This window comes from Shewanella sp. DC2-4, from assembly GCF_013248875.1.
Taxonomy (GTDB): domain Bacteria; phylum Pseudomonadota; class Gammaproteobacteria; order Enterobacterales; family Shewanellaceae; genus Shewanella; species Shewanella oncorhynchi.
In genome coordinates, this window is the sequence record NZ_JABRVR010000002.1 from 4,890,216 (window position 1) to 4,908,668 (window position 18,453).

General features: G+C 45.3%; 16 protein-coding genes. 12 read left to right on the forward strand and 4 right to left on the reverse strand.

What is annotated here, in order from left to right; all coding sequences use genetic code 11:
* Nucleotides 1-3: 3 nt before the first annotated feature.
* The gene (locus tag HQQ92_RS22140; protein ID WP_173248445.1) at nucleotides 4-1,047 is read right to left on the reverse strand and encodes a glycosyltransferase family 9 protein; all 1,044 of its coding nucleotides are present in this window, start codon (nucleotides 1,045-1,047) and stop codon (nucleotides 4-6) included.
* A 98-nt stretch (nucleotides 1,048-1,145) separates the two neighbouring features.
* On the opposite strand from HQQ92_RS22140, the gene HQQ92_RS22145 reads away from it, so the two are divergent.
* The gene (locus HQQ92_RS22145; protein ID WP_173248447.1) at nucleotides 1,146-1,901 is read left to right on the forward strand and encodes a 3-deoxy-D-manno-octulosonic acid kinase; all 756 of its coding nucleotides are present in this window, start codon (nucleotides 1,146-1,148) and stop codon (nucleotides 1,899-1,901) included.
* A 26-nt stretch (nucleotides 1,902-1,927) separates the two neighbouring features.
* Here HQQ92_RS22145 and waaA read toward each other — a convergent pair whose 3' ends face one another.
* Nucleotides 1,928-3,193 carry a lipid IV(A) 3-deoxy-D-manno-octulosonic acid transferase gene (waaA, locus tag HQQ92_RS22150; protein WP_173248449.1) on the reverse strand — a complete coding sequence of 422 codons (1,266 nt, stop codon included), beginning with the start codon at nucleotides 3,191-3,193 and terminating at the stop codon, nucleotides 1,928-1,930.
* 142 nt (nucleotides 3,194-3,335) lie between these two features.
* Here waaA and HQQ92_RS22155 point away from each other — a divergent pair, with 142 nt between their 5' ends.
* From HQQ92_RS22155 to glpG, 5 genes are all read left to right on the forward strand, one after another.
* Nucleotides 3,336-3,983 carry a TetR/AcrR family transcriptional regulator gene (locus tag HQQ92_RS22155; protein WP_113940155.1) on the forward strand — a complete coding sequence of 216 codons (648 nt, stop codon included), beginning with the start codon at nucleotides 3,336-3,338 and terminating at the stop codon, nucleotides 3,981-3,983.
* Between the two features lie 286 nt (nucleotides 3,984-4,269).
* Nucleotides 4,270-5,463: a glycine C-acetyltransferase gene (locus HQQ92_RS22160; RefSeq protein ID WP_168826108.1), complete on the forward strand. Its 1,194-nt coding sequence runs from the start codon at nucleotides 4,270-4,272 to the stop codon at nucleotides 5,461-5,463.
* An 11-nt stretch (nucleotides 5,464-5,474) separates the two neighbouring features.
* The gene (gene tdh / locus HQQ92_RS22165; protein ID WP_012090660.1) at nucleotides 5,475-6,500 is read left to right on the forward strand and encodes an L-threonine 3-dehydrogenase; all 1,026 of its coding nucleotides are present in this window, start codon (nucleotides 5,475-5,477) and stop codon (nucleotides 6,498-6,500) included.
* 101 nt (nucleotides 6,501-6,601) lie between these two features.
* Nucleotides 6,602-6,907 (forward strand): thiosulfate sulfurtransferase GlpE, encoded by a 306-nt coding sequence (gene glpE, locus HQQ92_RS22170; RefSeq protein ID WP_006084745.1) that lies wholly within the window; start codon nucleotides 6,602-6,604, stop codon nucleotides 6,905-6,907.
* Nucleotides 6,904-7,749 carry a rhomboid family intramembrane serine protease GlpG gene (gene glpG / locus HQQ92_RS22175; RefSeq protein WP_173248451.1) on the forward strand — a complete coding sequence of 282 codons (846 nt, stop codon included), beginning with the start codon at nucleotides 6,904-6,906 and terminating at the stop codon, nucleotides 7,747-7,749. The genes glpE and glpG overlap by 4 nt, the downstream gene beginning before the upstream one ends.
* 88 nt (nucleotides 7,750-7,837) lie before the next feature.
* On the opposite strand, the gene elbB is transcribed toward glpG, so the two are convergent.
* The gene (gene elbB / locus HQQ92_RS22180; RefSeq protein WP_113940152.1) at nucleotides 7,838-8,500 is read right to left on the reverse strand and encodes an isoprenoid biosynthesis glyoxalase ElbB; all 663 of its coding nucleotides are present in this window, start codon (nucleotides 8,498-8,500) and stop codon (nucleotides 7,838-7,840) included.
* A gap of 387 nt (nucleotides 8,501-8,887) precedes the next feature.
* Between elbB and polA the strand changes: the two genes are divergently transcribed.
* On the forward strand, nucleotides 8,888-11,656 hold the full coding sequence (polA, locus tag HQQ92_RS22185; protein ID WP_173248452.1) for a DNA polymerase I: 2,769 nt from the start codon (nucleotides 8,888-8,890) through the stop codon (nucleotides 11,654-11,656).
* 1,018 nt (nucleotides 11,657-12,674) lie between these two features.
* Here the strand turns inward: polA and yihA are convergent.
* Nucleotides 12,675-13,334: a ribosome biogenesis GTP-binding protein YihA/YsxC gene (gene yihA / locus HQQ92_RS22190; RefSeq protein WP_006079362.1), complete on the reverse strand. Its 660-nt coding sequence runs from the start codon at nucleotides 13,332-13,334 to the stop codon at nucleotides 12,675-12,677.
* A 167-nt stretch (nucleotides 13,335-13,501) separates the two neighbouring features.
* Between yihA and HQQ92_RS22195 the strand changes: the two genes are divergently transcribed.
* The 5 genes from HQQ92_RS22195 to hemN all read left to right on the forward strand — a co-directional run bounded on the left by HQQ92_RS22195 (nucleotide 13,502) and on the right by hemN (nucleotide 18,410).
* Nucleotides 13,502-14,125, forward strand: coding sequence for a cytochrome c (locus HQQ92_RS22195; protein WP_105250761.1), 624 nt, complete (start codon nucleotides 13,502-13,504; stop codon nucleotides 14,123-14,125).
* A gap of 816 nt (nucleotides 14,126-14,941) precedes the next feature.
* Entirely contained in the window at nucleotides 14,942-15,580 is a 639-nt protein-coding gene (locus HQQ92_RS22200) for a class I SAM-dependent methyltransferase (protein WP_173248454.1), read from the forward strand.
* A gap of 90 nt (nucleotides 15,581-15,670) precedes the next feature.
* Entirely contained in the window at nucleotides 15,671-16,231 is a 561-nt protein-coding gene (gene yihI, locus HQQ92_RS22205; RefSeq protein WP_173248456.1) for a Der GTPase-activating protein YihI, read from the forward strand.
* A gap of 73 nt (nucleotides 16,232-16,304) precedes the next feature.
* The gene (locus HQQ92_RS22210) at nucleotides 16,305-16,772 is read left to right on the forward strand and encodes a DUF2489 domain-containing protein (protein WP_173248458.1); all 468 of its coding nucleotides are present in this window, start codon (nucleotides 16,305-16,307) and stop codon (nucleotides 16,770-16,772) included.
* Nucleotides 16,773-17,033: 261 nt separating this feature from the next.
* Nucleotides 17,034-18,410 (forward strand): oxygen-independent coproporphyrinogen III oxidase, encoded by a 1,377-nt coding sequence (gene hemN, locus HQQ92_RS22215; RefSeq protein WP_006084752.1) that lies wholly within the window; start codon nucleotides 17,034-17,036, stop codon nucleotides 18,408-18,410.
* The last annotated feature ends 43 nt before the right edge of the window (nucleotides 18,411-18,453 follow it).

The following is an 18,453-nucleotide window of genomic DNA, read 5'->3' on the forward strand; positions in this document are numbered from 1 at the left end:
GCCTTAACTGAGTGTCTGCTGAACCACCAGCTCAAACTTCTCAATCACGGCTTCAACACTGATCAAAGCCATCAAATGCTCGCCTTTGGCGCGAGTGCCCCACTTAACTTCGCCGCTATGTTGGGATGCTATTGCCTCATCATAGGCGCTCGCCACATATTGCTGCGATAGGTAAGGACCTGTGCGCCCAGGATTAGAATGGGCATATAAACCAATGACAGGAGTACCTTGGGTAACCGCCATATGCGCAGGGCCCGTATCTGGTGCTAACACTAAGCTTGCGCGTTTTAGCAGCGCCAATAATTGAGTCAGACTGGTTTTGCCCACTAAATTATCGATTTTAGAAGGACACGCCTGCAAAATTTGCTCGGCTAAATCCTTCTCAAGCTGAGTTGGGCCACCGCAAAGCATGACTCTAAATCCTTTCGCAATCGCATGGCTCGCAACGGCGGCATAACGCTCTGGTAACCAGTTACGTTCTGCCTTACTGGCTGCAGCGCAAATGATAAAGACTTTTTCATTGTCTTTAATCTGCGTCTGGGCAAATTCAGTATCCGCAATTGGCACAGGAATATGCCATTGAGGAGTGAGATCGTTAACGCCAATCGCCTTAGCGAATCCCATAAATCCTTCGAGCACATGGGGCTTGGCCAAGGGCTCCACCCTATGATTTGTCACTAGCCACTGACCTTCTTTAGCGCGGGCACGATCAAAGCCTATGCGCACCTTTGCCGAAATGGCTAATGAAGCCAAGGTAGCACGTAGCGCAACCTGCATATGCAGCAGCACGTCAAAACGTCGGCCTTTTAAGGCCTTACGCAAATTAAAATAGCTGCGCCATCCTTGAGATTTATCGAAAATAACAAACTCAATGCCGGGTAAATGTTTCAATAATTGATATTCGAGTTTACCGATCACCCATGTGATTTTGAGCTCGGAGTATTGCCGCTGAATCGCCTGCACCATTGCCACGGCATGACAGACGTCACCGATAGCGGATAAGCGAAGCAAACAAAGAGAATTCATGGTATTGGGATTTAAACTCATTGGGATTGAAGCTAAAAGCTCTTAAGGTTATTTGGCGCAAGCTAAGGATCTTAATGTAGAATGGCCCTAGGTGCCACGCTTAAGTCAACAAATCTCCGATGAATGCTCAGATACAGCTCATAAAAACCGCCCAAGGTTACATGGCAGTTTGCCAAGATACGCCAACAGATATCGATCCCGCGTGGTTCTCGGTGGATTTTTGGCGGGCTAAAAATGCTGTCGTCGGTTCATCCAAAGGCCGCTACACCACTTGGTTTGTGGCATTTGAGCACAGTCATTGGGTGTTACGTCATTATTGGCGTGGCGGCTTAATGGAGAAATTCAGCAAAGACGCTTACGTTTATACTGGCCTCGAAAATACCCGCGCCATGGGCGAGTTACGCTTATTAAACATTTTGTATCACGAGGATTTTGCCGTACCTAAGCCGATTGCCGCCAACATAGTACGCGATGGATTATTTTACCGCGCCGATATCATTATCGAACGGGTCGAAGGCGCCGAAGATTTAGTCGCTAAACTCGGCAAAGAGGTCATGAGCACTGAGCAATGGCAAGCATTAGGGGCTTGCATCGCCCATTTCCACCAGCGTGGTGTGTACCACGCCGACCTCAATGCCAAAAATATTCTGTTCCAGCCCGCACAAACTGAACCCTTAACGCCAGAGCGGTTTTATCTTATCGATTTCGACCGCGGCGAGTTAAAAACACCGAGCCCGCAATGGCAGCAATCGAATCTAGACAGACTTTTACGTTCCTTTAATAAAGAACAAGGCAAACTGCCAAGTCTTGCCTTCACCGCCGATAACTGGTCATCACTGATGATGGGCTACCAAGCGGCGATGCAAAGCGCCTGATCCACCTAACAAATTATCCCGTTGAATTAAGCATTTATGAGGGGTTGCGCTAAAGCAAATTGTCGTTGTAAGGCACCACGATTAGCCTCAACCACAGCCAATCCCGCGTTCACCGCCTGCAGGCGTAACTCAGGTTTAGCAAAATACTCAATCAAGTTAGCGGCAAGTTCATCCGCCGAAGCGACAACCCTTAACCCACCAGCATCCGCCAACATCTGCGTAATTTGGGCAAAGTCCCAATGGTTCGGCCCCACCATAACAGGTACGCCCATAGCAACAGGCTCCAAGGGATTATGGCCACCATTATTGATCAGCGTGCCACCGACAAAGGCTTGGTCCGCCGCGCCATAAAAGGTCAGAAGTTCACCCATGGTATCGCCGACCAGCACTTGAGTCGTGGCCGTCACAGGAAGATTACTGCTGCGACGAATTAATTCAAAACCTTGACTGGCAACAACCTCAGCAACGGCAGAAAACTGCTCAGGATGACGCGGTGCAATAATCAGCAAGGCATCGGGCCACTGAGCTAATAATTGCCTATGGGCGATGAGCATGGCGTCAAATTCTCCAGGATGCACACTACCTGCGACCCAAATCGGCGAGGTTTCACGCCCCCAAATCTGACGCAACAGCTTGGCATTGGCTAAACGCTCAGGCGTAATACTGAGATCAAACTTCAAGCTACCGCATACTGTCACTCTGTCCGGCGATACACCTAACTCGATAAAACGCTGCGCTTCTACTTGAGTCTGCACCGCAATAACATCGAGTCGTTGCAACATAGGTCGACTGAGTTTAGGGCGCTTAGCATATTGCGCCGCCGACTTGGCCGACAGGCGGGCATTCGCTAACATCAAGCGCACACCGCGTTTGGCAGCAACAGCAACTAAGTTAGGCCACAGCTCAGTTTCCATAATCACACACCACTTAGGCGAGACTTGGCACAAGAAACGCCTCACACACCAAGGTAAGTCAAAGGGCAAATAACAATGCTGCACTGAGTCACCAAAGGCTTTGCGCACTTCTGCAGACCCTGTTGGGCTGGTTGTGGTAACCGTAATGCTTAGCTCAGGGTGTGATTGCATAATCAAACGGATCAATGGGATTGCCGCGAGCGTTTCGCCCATAGACACAGAATGGACCAGTACATCCGTCGATTTAAGTCGGGTTAATCCAAAACGTTCCCCCCAACGACCGCGGTAATCAGGGCTTTTAATAGCACGAAATGCTAAATAGACGATTAGCAAAGGGGATAATAAATATAAGATCGTGGAATAGAGAAAACGATTCATTAAAAACGTGCTTATGAGTTTTGCCTGATGAATAGCGGCAATGTTAGCATATGCACCAAATTAGGGATAATTTACCAGCAGTATGGCGGTCGTTGGTTAACTCTATCTATGATGTGGCGTTCACTAGCAATTTGGATAACTTATGAAAACCCGCGACAAAATAATCTATGCCAGTCTTGAACTGTTCAACGAGCATGGCGAAAGAAACATCACCACCAATCACATTGCCGCTCACTTAAATATGAGTCCCGGGAATCTTTATTACCATTTTCGCAATAAAGAAGACATTATCCGCTGTATTTTCAGTCTATATGAGAATCATCTCGAATCGGGTTTCCAACCCTATGAGGATAAGCAAGTGGATGTAGAACTGTTAATCGGCTACTTCGATGCTATGTTCTATACCTTGTGGCAATTCCGTTTTATGTACGCCAATCTTGCGGATATTCTCGCCCGCGATGAAGAACTAAAAAAACGCTATTTGCACGCACAGCAGCAAGTCTTAACGCGTTCAAGCCATGTGCTGCATAAACTCACACAAGATGGATTTCTGTGTGTCGATGCTGACAAAATCACGCCACTGGCGGATACCATTAAGATGATCGTCAGCTTTTGGATTGGTTATCAACTCACGCAATCCAGCACGTCCACCATTACTAAAGCGACACTTTATGAAGGCGTTTTAAGGGTGCTGATGATTTTCAAAGCCTATGCAACCCCGACTTCCGTTGCGACTTTTACTCGCCTAGAGCAACATTACCACGCGCTAGCGAGTCAAGAATCTCTATAACGTCATCCCAAACACCTATGTTGGGAACTCGCATTCGGAACTAAACTCAAAGCAATTATAGTACTGAGTGCGAACCCGTTTTCGCTCTACAACGCTTAAAAGAATACTCAGTCAAACAGTGGCAAACTTATGTTGCACATTAGTTTTTATAATGTAAAAACCACTTTAGCCCTAAACTAGTTTATCTTGCGAACCTGCATGAAAAAAAGGCTGTAGGCCGATTAGGTTTAGAGTTAGAATGCCGCCACTCCCAAAATCAGAATAAAGTTAACTAAGGAGATATCAGGTGGCCTCTACCTCATTCTACGCACAGATTAATCAACAGCTTGCAGACATCAAAGCCGAAGGCTTATATAAAAGCGAGCGTGTTATTGCCTCACCGCAACAAACTGCCATTCAAGTTAATCACCAAGAAGTTGTTAACTTTTGCGCGAATAATTACCTAGGCCTAGCGAATCACCCAGAGCTAATCAAAGCCGCCCAACAGGGCTTAGACAGCCACGGCTTTGGTATGGCATCAGTACGTTTTATTTGCGGTACCCAAGACATACATAAAAAGCTAGAAGCTAGCCTGAGCGAATTCCTCGGCACTGAAGACACCATTCTGTACTCTTCATGTTTTGATGCGAACGCAGGTCTATTCGAAACCTTGTTAGATGCAGAAGACGCCATCATTTCTGATGCGTTAAACCATGCTTCTATCATCGACGGTGTACGTTTATGTAAAGCAAAGCGTTTCCGTTATGCCAACAACGATATGGCCGATTTAGAAACTCAGTTGATCGCCGCGAAAGAAGCGGGCGCCCGTAATATCTTGATCGCCACCGATGGCGTATTCTCGATGGACGGCGTGATTGCTAACCTGCAAGGCGTATGTGATTTAGCCGATAAATACAGCGCACTGGTGATGGTCGATGACTCTCACGCGGTAGGCTTTATTGGCGCAAACGGCCGTGGAACCCACGAATATTGCAATGTGATGGACAGAGTGGACATCATCACCGGCACCTTAGGCAAAGCCTTAGGCGGCGCATCGGGCGGTTTCACTTCGGGTAAAAAAGAAGTCATCGACTGGTTACGCCAGCGTTCACGTCCTTACCTGTTCTCTAACTCATTAGCGCCGTCAATCGTGACTGCATCTATCCATGTGTTAGAAATGCTCAAATCAGGCCAAGCCCTGCGCGAAGCCGTATGGGAAAACAGCCGTTATTTCCGTGAGCAAATGTCAGCAGCAGGCTTTACTTTGGGCGGCGCCGACCACGCGATTATCCCAGTGATGATTGGTGATGCGAAACTGGCGGGCGACTTTGCTAACCGCTTATTAGCAGAACATATTTATGTTATTGGCTTCTCGTTCCCAGTCGTTCCTAAGGGACAAGCCCGTATCCGTACGCAAATGTCAGCGGCACATACCCGTGAGCAACTCGACAAAGCGATCACCGCCTTTACCCGTATTGCCAAAGAAATGGGCATTATTTAGGACTTAAGACAATGAAAGCACTAAGCAAGTTAAAAGCCGAAAAAGGTATTTGGTTAGTCGATGCGCCTAAGCCAGTGATGGGCCACAACGATCTGCTGATCAAAATTAAAAAAACTGCGATTTGTGGCACCGACATGCACATCTACAACTGGGACGAATGGTCACAAAAAACCATTCCAGTCCCCATGGTTGTTGGTCATGAATATGTCGGCGAAGTGGTTGATATCGGCCAAGAAGTTCGTGGTTTTAAGATTGGAGACCGCGTGTCTGGCGAAGGTCATATTACCTGTGGCCACTGCCGTAACTGCCGCGCAGGCCGCACCCATTTATGCCGTAACACCTCTGGCGTGGGTGTCAATCGTGAAGGTTCATTTGCAGAATACTTAGTTATCCCCGCCTTTAACGCCTTTAAAATCCCTGATGATATCAGCGATGATTTAGCCTCAATCTTTGACCCGTTTGGTAACGCTGTGCACACAGCATTATCCTTCGATTTAGTCGGTGAAGACGTGTTGATCACAGGCGCAGGTCCCATCGGCATAATGGCGGCAGCAGTATGTCGTCACGTAGGTGCGCGCCATGTGGTGATCACCGACGTCAACGAATACCGCTTAGAACTGGCCCGTAAAATGGGCGCCACGCGCGCTGTGAACGTGTCAAAAGAAAACCTAAAAGACGTGATGAAAGAACTGGGCATGACCGAAGGTTTCGACGTTGGATTAGAAATGTCTGGCGTACCCTCAGCCTTCCACGCCATGTTAGATACCATGAACCACGGCGGCAAAGTCGCTATGCTCGGTATTCCAAGTGGTGAAATGGCCATCGACTGGAGCAAAGTGATCTTCAAAGGTTTGGTCATTAAAGGCATCTACGGCCGTGAAATGTTCGAAACTTGGTACAAGATGGCCAGTCTTATCCAATCAGGCTTAGATATTTCACCTATCATCACTCACCACTTCAAGATTGATGATTTCCAACAAGGTTTCGACGCTATGGGCTCGGGCCAATCGGGTAAAGTGATCCTCAGCTGGGATTAATCCACCAGAGCATTACCTAGATAGGGGCTGTACACTCGCAGCCCCTTGTTGCACACTTATCCCATCTTGATTTCCATCTCTTAGCTCTGTCAGGTTTTATTATGTCTTCCTTTAAACACTTAAGCGTTAATCAATTGCTGCAAATGACCGAAGCACAGCCAGTGCAAATCGTCGATATCCGCGATGGCAATAGCTTCACCAACGGCCATATTGCAGGTGCAACTAACCTGAATAACGAAAACCTAGCGCAATTTATTAGCCAAGCCGATATGGATAGCCCACTCGTGGTGGTTTGTTACCACGGCATGAGCAGCCAAAATGCGGCGCAATATTTATGCGAACAAGGTTTTGATGACGTTTACAGCCTAGACGGCGGCTATAGCGCCTGGCATGAGGCGAATGCATGATAGAAATTGGCAGACTCCCCAACAGCAGAGCCGCGCAGGCATTTGTCGATTACCTCAAAGGGGAAGACATTGACTGCCAAATTGAGCCGCTGGTTCAGGGTATTGCCATTCTGGTTATCCATGACAAAGATGTGGAGCAAGCACGCAAAGAGTTTGCCCACTTTATTGCTCACCCTTACGACAATAAATATCTGCAAGCCTCATGGGAACACGGCGATACCCAAACCAAACTCGATTATGGTGCCCCTTCGCTGCAGTTGTTCACCCAATTTATTACTGGCGCAGGCCCAGTCACGCTGATCGTATTTGCGGTTTGCGTACTCATTTTTGCGGCGATGAACTTAGGATTCGCCAACCAAACCTACGAAGCACTGTCCTATTTTGGGGCAGTACCTCATTCAGAGTTCAGCCAGTTCTGGCGTGTTTTTACACCGAGCCTGCTGCATTTTTCAGCCATGCACGTCATCTTTAATTTGCTCTGGTGGTGGTATTTAGGCGGTAAAATCGAAACCCGTATCGGTACTGCACCATTGCTCATTTTGCTGTTTGTCGCAGGAACTCTGCCAAACGTTATCCAATATTATGTCGGTGGACCTAACTTTGGCGGGCTGTCCGGCGTTGTGTATGCAGTGGTGGGTTACACTTGGATCATGGGTATACGTAAACCCGCAGCTGGAATAGATTTCCCACCATCATATATGGGCTTTATGATGATATGGTTGGCATTGGGATTCACAGATATTCTAGGGGTTTCGGTTGCTAATGGTGCCCACATTGGCGGCTTACTCATAGGTTTAGCCCAAGGTTTATTTGATAGCCGCAAATCCTCGAGCTCAATCTAATAACTCAATCTAATATTGTGAACCAAGATAAATCCTGAAATTTATCTTGGTTCAATGACTCGCTTCACTCCTCTACAAACCGCTCAAACTAACTCTGATCAGTCATTTCTAGTAGCTTAACGACTAGCTTCTCGATGCCTGAATGCGCCTCAGCAATATTACCAGCCAACATATAAGCGGGAGTGCTGACAATGCGATTCGCTTCATCCACGACTATCTCATGTACTGTCGCAACTTGATGCTCACCGCCCATCAAATTAAACGCTGCGACAGTATCGCTATCATTACCGATAGTGCCTTTTACACCCTGGGGATATAAACGCGGGATCATCATAGGAGCAATACAGATAAAACCAACGGGCTTTTTCGCCAGAATGAACTCATTGATAAAATCAGTCACCAGCGGTTCCACTTCACACTCACTGCCATTCGTCGCAAAGTTACACAGATTTTTCGCCGCACCAAAGCCACCGGGAATGATCAAGGCATCAAATTCGGCGATATCTAATTCTGTGGTCGCTTTGACTTCGCCACGGGCGATACGTGCCGACTCCACCAGCACGTTACGACTTGCAGCAGCATCGACCTCACCAGTGAGATGATCTACTACATGCATCTGTTTGATATCTGGTGCAAAACACTGGTAGTGAGCCCCTGATCGGGATAAGCATAAAAGCGTTAAAACCGATTCATGTATCTCAGTTCCATCGAAAACACCACATCCACTCAGTAACACTGCGACTTTTTTCATTAAAAATATCCTTCTTATGTCATTAAGTTTTAACAAACCATAAACAAACTAGTTGATCTGATTAAAAATCGTGCTAACTTAATTCGTCGAATCTGACGAGTGCCGAAAATTAAGCCAATCCTTAGATGTATTTTACGGAGTCAATAAAAAATCCACAAATTGGGAAGATTTTTTAAGAAACAGTATTGAACTCACACAAATCTTTTATAAACATAAAAAACAACAACTTAAAAAAATCGCACTAAGCCGTAATCATCGCCATTATTCTCAGTTGACTTTTTCACTCACAGACTTATCCACAGGCTGGGAGTCATTTTGCCATGGCTGAAATAGTGCTTCTGTGGCATGCTTAGCGCCATCTAAGTCATCGATAAACGAAAAATACCTATGCCAACCGTCGCTAAAAACCCACTTGTGCTTGTGGATGGATCTTCTTATTTGTATCGCGCCTATTATGCGCCTCCTCACCTGACAAACTCAAAGGGCGAAGCAACGGGTGCCGTTTATGGCGTAGTGAATATGTTGCGCAGCTTGTTGACCCGTTATCAACCAAGCCATATCGCAGTCGTGTTCGATGCCAAGGGAAAAACCTTCCGCAATGACATGTACAGCGAATACAAAGCACAGCGCCCACCTATGCCTGATGATCTACGTTCGCAAATCGAACCCTTGCATCGTATTATTCGCGCACTAGGCTTACCACTGATTTCAATTTCCGGCGTCGAAGCAGATGACGTGATCGGTACTATTGCCCGCCAAGCCAGCTTAGAAAACCGTGCCGTGCTTATCAGCACAGGCGATAAAGACATGGCCCAGTTAGTGGATGAGAACGTTACGCTCATCAACACCATGACAGACACCATAATGGGCCCAGAAGAAGTCGTCACTAAATTTGGTGTCGGTCCAGACCGTATCATAGATTTACTCGCGCTGATGGGCGACAAGGCTGACAATATTCCAGGCTTACCCGGCGTAGGTGAGAAAACGGCGCTCGCTATGCTCACGGGAGCCGGCAGTGTGAGTAACTTATTAGCGGAACCCGAAAAAGTCGCCGAGCTCGGCTTTAGAGGTTCTAAAACCATGGCGGCGAAAATCATTGAAAATGCCGACATACTCAAGCTTTCTTACGAACTCGCCACCATCAAAACCGATGTCGAACTTGAGCAAGATTGGCACGAACTCACTCTCATGCCAGCAGACAAAGATGAACTGATCAAATGCTACGGCGAGATGGAGTTTAAACGTTGGTTAGCTGAAGTCTTAGATAATAAAATGACGGCAAATACCTCAATTGATGCGGCATCCACAGAAACGCAAGAAGACTCATCTCCAGTCGAAGCGATTGAAACACAGTACGACTGCATTCTCACCGAAGCCGAATTAGACACTTGGATTGCTAAGCTTAAACAAGCCGACTTAATGGCAATCGATACTGAGACCACCAGCTTAGATTACATGGTGGCCGAATTAGTCGGGATCTCCTTCGCCGTTGAGACAGGAAAAGCCGCTTATCTTCCTTTGGCCCACGATTACGTTGGTGCACCGACTCAAATCGATAAAACTGTGGCGTTAGAAAAACTGCGTCCACTGCTTGAGGATCCAAAACTTAAGAAAGTCGGTCAAAATCTTAAGTACGACATCAGTATCTTAGCCAATGCAGGGATCAAACTACAGGGCGTCGCTTTCGACACTATGCTCGAATCCTATGTTTTCAACTCAGTAGCTTCGCGCCATGATATGGATGGTTTAGCACTCAAGTATTTAGGCCATAAAAATATCAGTTTTGAAGAAATTGCTGGCAAAGGTGCAAAACAGCTGACCTTCAACCAAATCCCGCTAGAGACGGCTGCACCTTATGCAGCAGAAGATGCTGACATCACACTGCGTTTACACCAACATTTATGGCCAAGACTCGAGAAAGAAGCTGAACTTGCCGCCATGTTTACCGAAGTCGAATTACCGCTAATCCAAGTGTTGTCGGACATTGAACGTCAAGGGGTATTAATCGACAGTATGTTACTCGGCCAACAGAGCGATGAACTGGCGCGTAAAATCGATACCTTAGAAGAAAAAGCCTACGACATTGCCGGTGAAAAATTCAATCTTGGTTCACCTAAGCAACTGCAAGTATTGTTTTATGAAAAGCTAGGTTATCCGATCACCAAAAAGACCCCAAAGGGCGCGCCATCGACCGCGGAAGAAGTGTTGGTCGAATTAGCATTAGATTTCCCACTGCCAAAGGTGATCCTCGAACATCGAAGCCTATCTAAGTTAAAGAGCACTTACACCGATAAGCTGCCACTGATGGTCAACGCCAAAACGGGTCGCGTACACACTAGCTATCATCAAGCTAATGCGGCAACAGGTCGCTTATCGTCAAGCGAACCTAACCTGCAAAATATTCCGATTCGCACCGAAGAAGGTCGCCGTATTCGCCAAGCCTTTATCGCCCCAGCAGGCCGTAAAATTTTGGCCGCCGACTACTCGCAAATCGAACTACGGATCATGGCCCATTTATCCCAAGATGCTGGCTTACTCAAAGCCTTCGCCGAGGGCAAAGACATTCATAGAGCCACTGCTGCAGAAGTATTTGGTACCGACTTTGATGAAGTCACCACAGAACAACGCCGCCGTGCCAAAGCGGTTAACTTCGGCTTAATTTATGGCATGTCAGCCTTTGGTTTGGCGCGTCAGCTTGATATCCCACGCCATGAAGCACAAACCTATATCGATACCTACTTTGCCCGTTATCCTGGCGTATTACGTTATATGGAAGAAACGCGGGCGGGTGCTGCTGACTTAGGTTATGTGTCGACTCTGTTTGGTCGTCGCCTCTACTTGCCCGAAATTCGTGATCGTAATGCGATGCGCCGCCAAGGTGCTGAACGTGCAGCGATTAACGCGCCAATGCAAGGTACGGCTGCCGACATCATCAAAAAGGCCATGATCAATATTGCCCAGTGGATCAAGACAGAAACCCAAGGCGAAATCACTATGATCATGCAGGTTCACGATGAATTAGTGTTTGAAGTCGATGCGGATAAAGCTGAAGCACTTAAAAAGACAATCTGCACCTTGATGGCGCAAGCAGCTAATCTCGATGTTGAACTGCTTGCCGAAGCAGGCATTGGTGATAACTGGGATGAAGCCCACTAATCTCAGTAATATCCAGAAGAACACTATCAATATGATTTAACTGAAAATAAAGCTAATCTGACTTCAATATTTTGAGCTCAGATTAGCTCTCTCCCGTCTTAATCGCCTCTAAGCACATCAATACTCAGTACCTTTTATCACCCATAACTAATTACAATGTCACAAAACAAATGAGAGCGTTAAGTTCGGCACAGCTTAGCCGGCAACATAATACATGACGAGCAGTCAAACAATCTTACCCATTGATCACTAGAGTTCATCGAAAAAACTGTCGCAATCATGGCTACTGACGGTTCCGCTTTGCTTCAATCACAAATTCACTTAAATAAGCTGTATATGTTCGAAAGTGTAATAACCGCTGTTCTCTCACGCGTACACCAAAATCTTAGGTCAGGATTAGAGTAAAAAATCAAATCTCAAATATTGATCACTTTTGTATATAAATTTCGAGTTTTCTCTTTAAATCAGCCAATTAACCATTTTCACTGAAATTTTAGGATCAATTTGAGATGCTTTTTCACTCACAACCTGAGATCAAGCGCACATAATTACCTCTTTTTTGAAAAAACTGTTTTCCATTTAAAGATAAATAGAGTAATATTCTCTGCGTAGGGTACAGAGGTTAAGATGTTCTATCTTTCAGACCTTTATTTCACTTATAGTGATGAGCCAAATTCTGGCGCCTCAGCAACTTGTTTGCTGAGGCTTTTTTTTGCTCTTTTTTCAGACTTTAGGTAAATTTTAGAGTATTTACTTTAATAAGGAGTGAATTGGCTGTATGCTAGTTTCATTGAGAACCATTGAAGCTAATTTGATGGTGCTTGAGTCTTGTTGAATTTAGCTTCTCCCCAAAAGAGCTAATATTTTTGGCCGATGATAATATCATCGGCTATTTTTTTGCCTGAAATTAACGAAGAACCGATGGGAATTGGACTGAACAAACGAGAAAAAATTGCAGTAAAAACAAAGAGGAGGTATACACAGTCAAATTCTACCATGTACACCAAAACAGGCGATATTATTCAGCGTTATTCGCTGCATCTAACTCATCAGTCAGCCACTGTGGATGACACCATTCATTAAGAATTGCCAACACTTTAGGCTTACCGGTTCCTTTGAGTGATGAGAAGGGTTCAACTTGCACCCAGTCGCCAAACTCACTTAGTGCGAGACGCACTTCATTTACGGTTTTCATCTTAGCACTTTGGGCTAATTTGTCTGATTTCGTTAGCAAAGCTAATACAGGAATTTCACTAGCAACTGCCCATTCAATCATCTGCATATCGAGATCTTTTAGTGGATGACGAATATCCATCAAGACAACCACGCCACTTAAACAAGCGCGTTTTTGCAAATATTCACCTAATGCTTGCTGCCATTTATTTTTCAACGCAAGTGGGACTTGCGCAAAGCCATAACCAGGCAAGTCAACTAAACGACGCTGAGCATCTAACTCAAATACGTTAATTAGTTGAGTACGGCCCGGTGTTTTACTGGTTCTTGCTAAACTTTTTTGCTCAGTTAATGCATTGAGTGCACTAGACTTTCCAGCATTAGAGCGGCCAGCAAATGCAATCTCAACTCCAACATCGCCGGGCAGATATTGATCCAAATGTGCAATGTCAGGTGCACTGATTAAAAACTTTGCCCTACGAAAATCTATACGAGATTCAGTCACTATTTACTCCGAAATTTTTCTACGCAATACCATAATTTATGAAGAATTACTTACTTTCCCACGTTTTCGTGTAAAATATTACTCCGATCACATTAATCATATTTTACCACGCTTGCGGGTCACCCTAGTAAGCTCAGGATAATAATTTAACCAGAAGTTGGAACGCCATGAAAAAGCTAGCTCTTGCGCTGTCTGTTGTAATTGCCGCCATATCTTCACCTGCGATTGCTGAAGGTAATGCTGAAGCGGGAAAAACGAAAATCATTGTCTGTTCGGCCTGTCACGGTATGGACGGTAACAGTATGATCGATATGTACCCCAAAATTGCGGGCCAACACGCCACTTACCTCCAAAAGCAACTACATGATTTCCGTAGCGCAGCACAAACTGGCGGTAAAGATGGTCGTATGGATCCTATCATGAGTGGCATGGCAATGCCTCTAAGCGATCAGGATATTCTCGACATTAGCGCATATTTTTCTAGCCAAGCAATCCAAGTGGCTGAAGCAAAAGATGTTCCTGAGTTAGGTGCTAAACTTTACAAGGGTGGTGATGTTTCTCGTGGCATTACCGCTTGTATGGCATGTCATGGCCCAGATGGTAAAGGCGCTGAGCTTGCAGGTTTTCCAACGCTGGCAGGCCAACACGCAAACTACATCAAGATCCAGCTGACGAAATTCCGTGAAGCGGGCCGCCATAATGACTTGAATGGCATGATGCAAGATGTGGCTAAAAAACTAAATGATAGCGATATCGACGCGCTATCAAAGTATCTTTCTAGCCTGAAGTAATCTTCGCGAGTGAAAAGAAGGGTGTATTGTCACCCTTTTTTTACACCCCAAAGTTGACGTGGACGTAAACTGCAAAGATTCGTGCTTGACATAGATCACAGATTTCGGTTTAATAAGCCCCGTACCGAGATAAACCCATCTGTTTGTACAAAAAGATTAATAATAACTTACAGGTTTCGGTATAATTAACGTTCAAGATATAAGAATAAAGATACTCAATAACAATAATATACTTAAGACCACTCTCTAATAATAACAAGAGTCGTGATTTCCACTTGAAATCCAGGTCAGCACAATTTTGTAAGGGATGGCCGATAACGCCAATTTGCTTCTAGCAAAACACCTTACACTCAGGGTAACTTGCCCCATCAGGACATAGTTTACATGATGTAAACTGTAGCAAAGGAAGCGATAAGCTTAGGATGCACTGGCTGGATGCTTGTTATCACAGGAAGGTACTTAAGTAACATGGATGGTTAACTCGACGTCAATGATGACGATGCTTTAAAAGATGTGTCGCGAGACCATCTACGGAAACTGTAGTCAGGATGGCGACAGAAAAAAATAAAGTGTCTGGAAGACCATTAACAAAAATAATGCAGGGAAAGCAGTAAAAAAAAGAAGGATACCGACCGGGAAAGTCGCATAGCAAGTATGGATACTTGGAATCAGGATAAGGTGCTAAAGCACCCTTTGTAAGGCGGCAGTTTAACTGCCGCCTTTTTTCTTTTGTAACACCCCATTAGTGTCTAAAATGTGCACTCAACCAATATAATTGGTACAATCAAAGCCTTAATAACCACTTCAGCAGACTCAATGCCCAGATGCCCTCTTTGTCATAACAGTCAGACACGACTCCTTCATCAAGATAAAAAGCGGAGTTTTTATGTTTGCAAGACATGTGAGTTAACCTTTGCGGATGCGAATAGCCATTTACCCCCCGCGGCAGAGAAGCAAAGATACGGTCGTTCCCGCATAGCGTCGAAGCAAAAACAGTTATCGCAATTTATTTTGCCGCTGTTAGCGCAATTAGAGCAGCAACAAGCGGGCAGTTTATTAGGATTGAATTTTGGTCGCATACTCGATGATGGGAGCCTGACGACCATAGAAAATGCGGGCCACAAGTTAAATCAATATGATCCCTTTTTTGCCCCTAATCATGACGTGTTAAAGCTAGAGTATGATTTTATCTGCTGTTATCGGGTGTTTGAGCATTTTCAAAACCCTATAAAAGAGTGGACTTTGCTCTCTCGGCTACTGCATTCTGGTGGTTGGTTAGCGATAAGCACACCATTACTAACTGAATTAGATGGTTTTGCTAAGTGGCATTATAAGAACAACCTCACCCATGTGAGCTTTTATCAGCGACAAACCTTCGAGTACCTCGCAAACAATAGCGATTTTGAACTATTATTTGCCGCAAAGGACCTCGTTTTGATGCAAAAAACATCATAATCTGGTATAACACTCGGCCTAATTTCGCACCTTGTAGACAAGCTCACCCTTAGTCTGCAAGGCCATACGTTGTAAATAATTGAGAAGACCATGTCTCGTAGCAAGAAAACACGCAAGGGCGGCGAGAACAGCCCTAAGTTACAGCCAAGAGTGAAGAAGCAAGATCGCGCTGTAGCGACTGGCAAACGTAAAGATTCTGGCAATAAATCAGGTAGTCGTCATAACGAAAGCTTAATTTTAGCGCAAGCGCCGCAACAGCAGGCCGCTAAGAAAAAAGACCCGCGTCATGGCAGTAAAAAGCCTGTGGCTTTAGCAATTCCTGCGGCAGTGGTAACAGATAAAGCCGCTCAGCCAAAAGTGAAACAAGCTAAGCTGACTGACGAGCAAAAACTGCTGAAACTGGAAGAAGATCCAAGACTAAATCAGCTGTTAGATATGCTGGAAGAAGGCCGTGATCTCAACGAGGTTGACCAAAAGTGGTTAGATCAACAGCTAAATAAGATTGAAGCTCTGATGGTTAAACTAGGCATTAGCGACGATATGGATGATGATGCACCTTCATCACCAGCTAAGTCTTTGTCTGACGATGAGTTGTTCGACAAGTTCGAATCAGGCGCTGACTTACTGAAAGATTATCAAGACAAGTTCTAAACCTCTCAGTGCTAAGGCATAGGGAACTCAGTTTTTAGCTGTGCTCCTTATGCCATTCATATAAGGAGTCTCTGTGTCTACGGCTACCATTATTCTCGGTTTTATCATCATAGTAGCGCTTAGTAGCTACGCCACCTTCTTAATCCTAAAACTCAAGCAGCAAAAAAAGCGTCAGCAGGCCGAACAAGCCGAGCGTGAAGTCACGGCGAACGCAAAACGCGCCCAAGTTTTAGATGATATCCGCTATATCGCCACCGCTATGATTGAAGACCGCTGTGAGATCTCTGAAGGCGTGGTCAGGATTGGGCGATTATTTGAAATCCTGTCATTAAGTGAGCGTGTGGCTCCCGATTACCCTTCATTATTCAAACACTTTGAGTTAATTAAAAATCATCCCATCATGGATGCTCGTCAAGCCTTGCCTAAGCAAGAAAGAATGAAGTTAGACTTGATCAGAATGAAGTCCGAAGCGGCATTAGAGCAAGGCATCAGTGATGATGCGAAAAAACTGTCGGATTACCAAGCCAAAGCGATGCATTAAACCAGCCCATTGCTATACCTCAAGACCACTTATATTGTGGTTTTGAGGTCATCTCGATAAAACCCGCACCAATCTTACCCTCCTTACTCCCGTGAGCCTGCGCACAAAACCGCCAAATATCGACAGACAAGCGTACTTTTTTGATAGATATTGCGTAACTTCTAAAAAGACAGACGTCATTTTTACAACCTAGATCAAGGTTATTTACTTAAGAACCTTGCATACTTCGCTTGTTGCTAATTTACCCACGGAGGACACGCCTTGAAGCAGCCCACTCAGATTAGCTGGGATCAGTCGATGATCGAAAAATATAACTACAGCGGTCCCCGTTATACCTCTTACCCAACGGCATTAGAGTTCGATGATACATTCACCGAACAAAATCTGCTGACGGCCATTGAAAATAGCAAAAGCGATAAACTGTCGCTGTATATTCATATCCCGTTCTGCGCCAAGCTTTGTTATTACTGCGGCTGTAATAAAGTCATCACCCGCCACCAACACAAAGCCGATCAGTACATTGAATATTTAAGCCAAGAAATTATCAAACGTGCGCCCCTGTTCAAACATTACAGTGTGACCCAAATGCATTGGGGCGGCGGTACACCCACGTTCTTAAATCCTGAGCAGATTCTTAAACTTACGTCATTGATTAAAGCTAACTTTAACTTTGCGGAAGAAGGCGAATACTCGATTGAAGTCGATCCTCGCGAGATTGAGCTGTCAATGCTCGACACGTTGAAAGAAGCGGGCTTTAACCGGATATCCATCGGTGTACAAGATTTCAATAAAGAAGTGCAAATTGCCGTTAATCGCGAACAAGATGAGCAATTTATCTTCGACTTAATGGCTAAAGCGAAAGCCATGGGTTTTGTGTCAACCAACATAGATTTAATCTATGGTTTGCCACACCAAACGCCAGAAACCTTTGCCGTCACTATGCAGCGCGTTTTAGATTTATCGCCTGACCGTCTGTCGGTATTTAACTATGCTCACTTACCTGCGCGCTTTGCCGCTCAACGTAAGATCAAAGACGAGCATTTACCTTCGCCAAAACAAAAACTCGAAATGCTACACCAAACTATCGAGACCTTAACTGGCGCTGGTTACCAATATATCGGCATGGACCACTTTGCTAAACCCGATGACGAGTTAGCCAAGTTGCAGCGCGAAGGCAGACTGCACCGCAACTTCCAAGGTTATACCACCCAAGAAGAATGCGATTTGTTAGGTCTTGGCGTATCGTCTATCAGTCAGATTGGTGACTGCTATGCGCAAAACCAGAAAGATATCCGCCCTTACTATGAGGCCATAGATAAAGAAGGCCATGCTTTGTGGAAAGGTTGCAGCCTAAACCGTGACGATGAAATCCGCCGCGTAGTGATTAAACAGCTGATTTGCCACTTCGAACTGGATATGGCGAAAATTGATGAGAAACTGGGGATTAACTTCGAAACCTATTTCGCTGAAGATCTTAAGTTAATGCAGACATTTATCGATGATAAGTTAGTTGAAATCGTCGACAGACAGATCACTATCAGCCCTACTGGCCGTTTATTGATCCGCAATATCTGTATGTGCTTCGATCTTTACTATCGTCAAAAAGCGCGTCAGCAACAGTTCTCACGCGTGATCTAAAACGCCTATCGCAGCACTCGTAAACGCTCATAAAAAAATCCGA

Coding starts and splice junctions, on each gene's coding strand:
- glpE (WP_006084745.1), top strand. CDS start 6,602: ATGTCTTCCTTTAAACACTTAAGCGTTAATCAATTGCTGCAAATGACC.
- HQQ92_RS22145 (WP_173248447.1), top strand. CDS start 1,146: ATGAATGCTCAGATACAGCTCATAAAAACCGCCCAAGGTTACATGGCA.
- HQQ92_RS22140 (WP_173248445.1), bottom strand. CDS start 1,047: ATGAGTTTAAATCCCAATACCATGAATTCTCTTTGTTTGCTTCGCTTA.
- HQQ92_RS22200 (WP_173248454.1), top strand. CDS start 14,942: ATGCCCAGATGCCCTCTTTGTCATAACAGTCAGACACGACTCCTTCAT.
- yihI (WP_173248456.1), top strand. CDS start 15,671: ATGTCTCGTAGCAAGAAAACACGCAAGGGCGGCGAGAACAGCCCTAAG.
- tdh (WP_012090660.1), top strand. CDS start 5,475: ATGAAAGCACTAAGCAAGTTAAAAGCCGAAAAAGGTATTTGGTTAGTC.
- elbB (WP_113940152.1), bottom strand. CDS start 8,500: ATGAAAAAAGTCGCAGTGTTACTGAGTGGATGTGGTGTTTTCGATGGA.
- polA (WP_173248452.1), top strand. CDS start 8,888: ATGCCAACCGTCGCTAAAAACCCACTTGTGCTTGTGGATGGATCTTCT.
- HQQ92_RS22195 (WP_105250761.1), top strand. CDS start 13,502: ATGAAAAAGCTAGCTCTTGCGCTGTCTGTTGTAATTGCCGCCATATCT.
- waaA (WP_173248449.1), bottom strand. CDS start 3,193: ATGAATCGTTTTCTCTATTCCACGATCTTATATTTATTATCCCCTTTG.
- HQQ92_RS22155 (WP_113940155.1), top strand. CDS start 3,336: ATGAAAACCCGCGACAAAATAATCTATGCCAGTCTTGAACTGTTCAAC.
- glpG (WP_173248451.1), top strand. CDS start 6,904: ATGATAGAAATTGGCAGACTCCCCAACAGCAGAGCCGCGCAGGCATTT.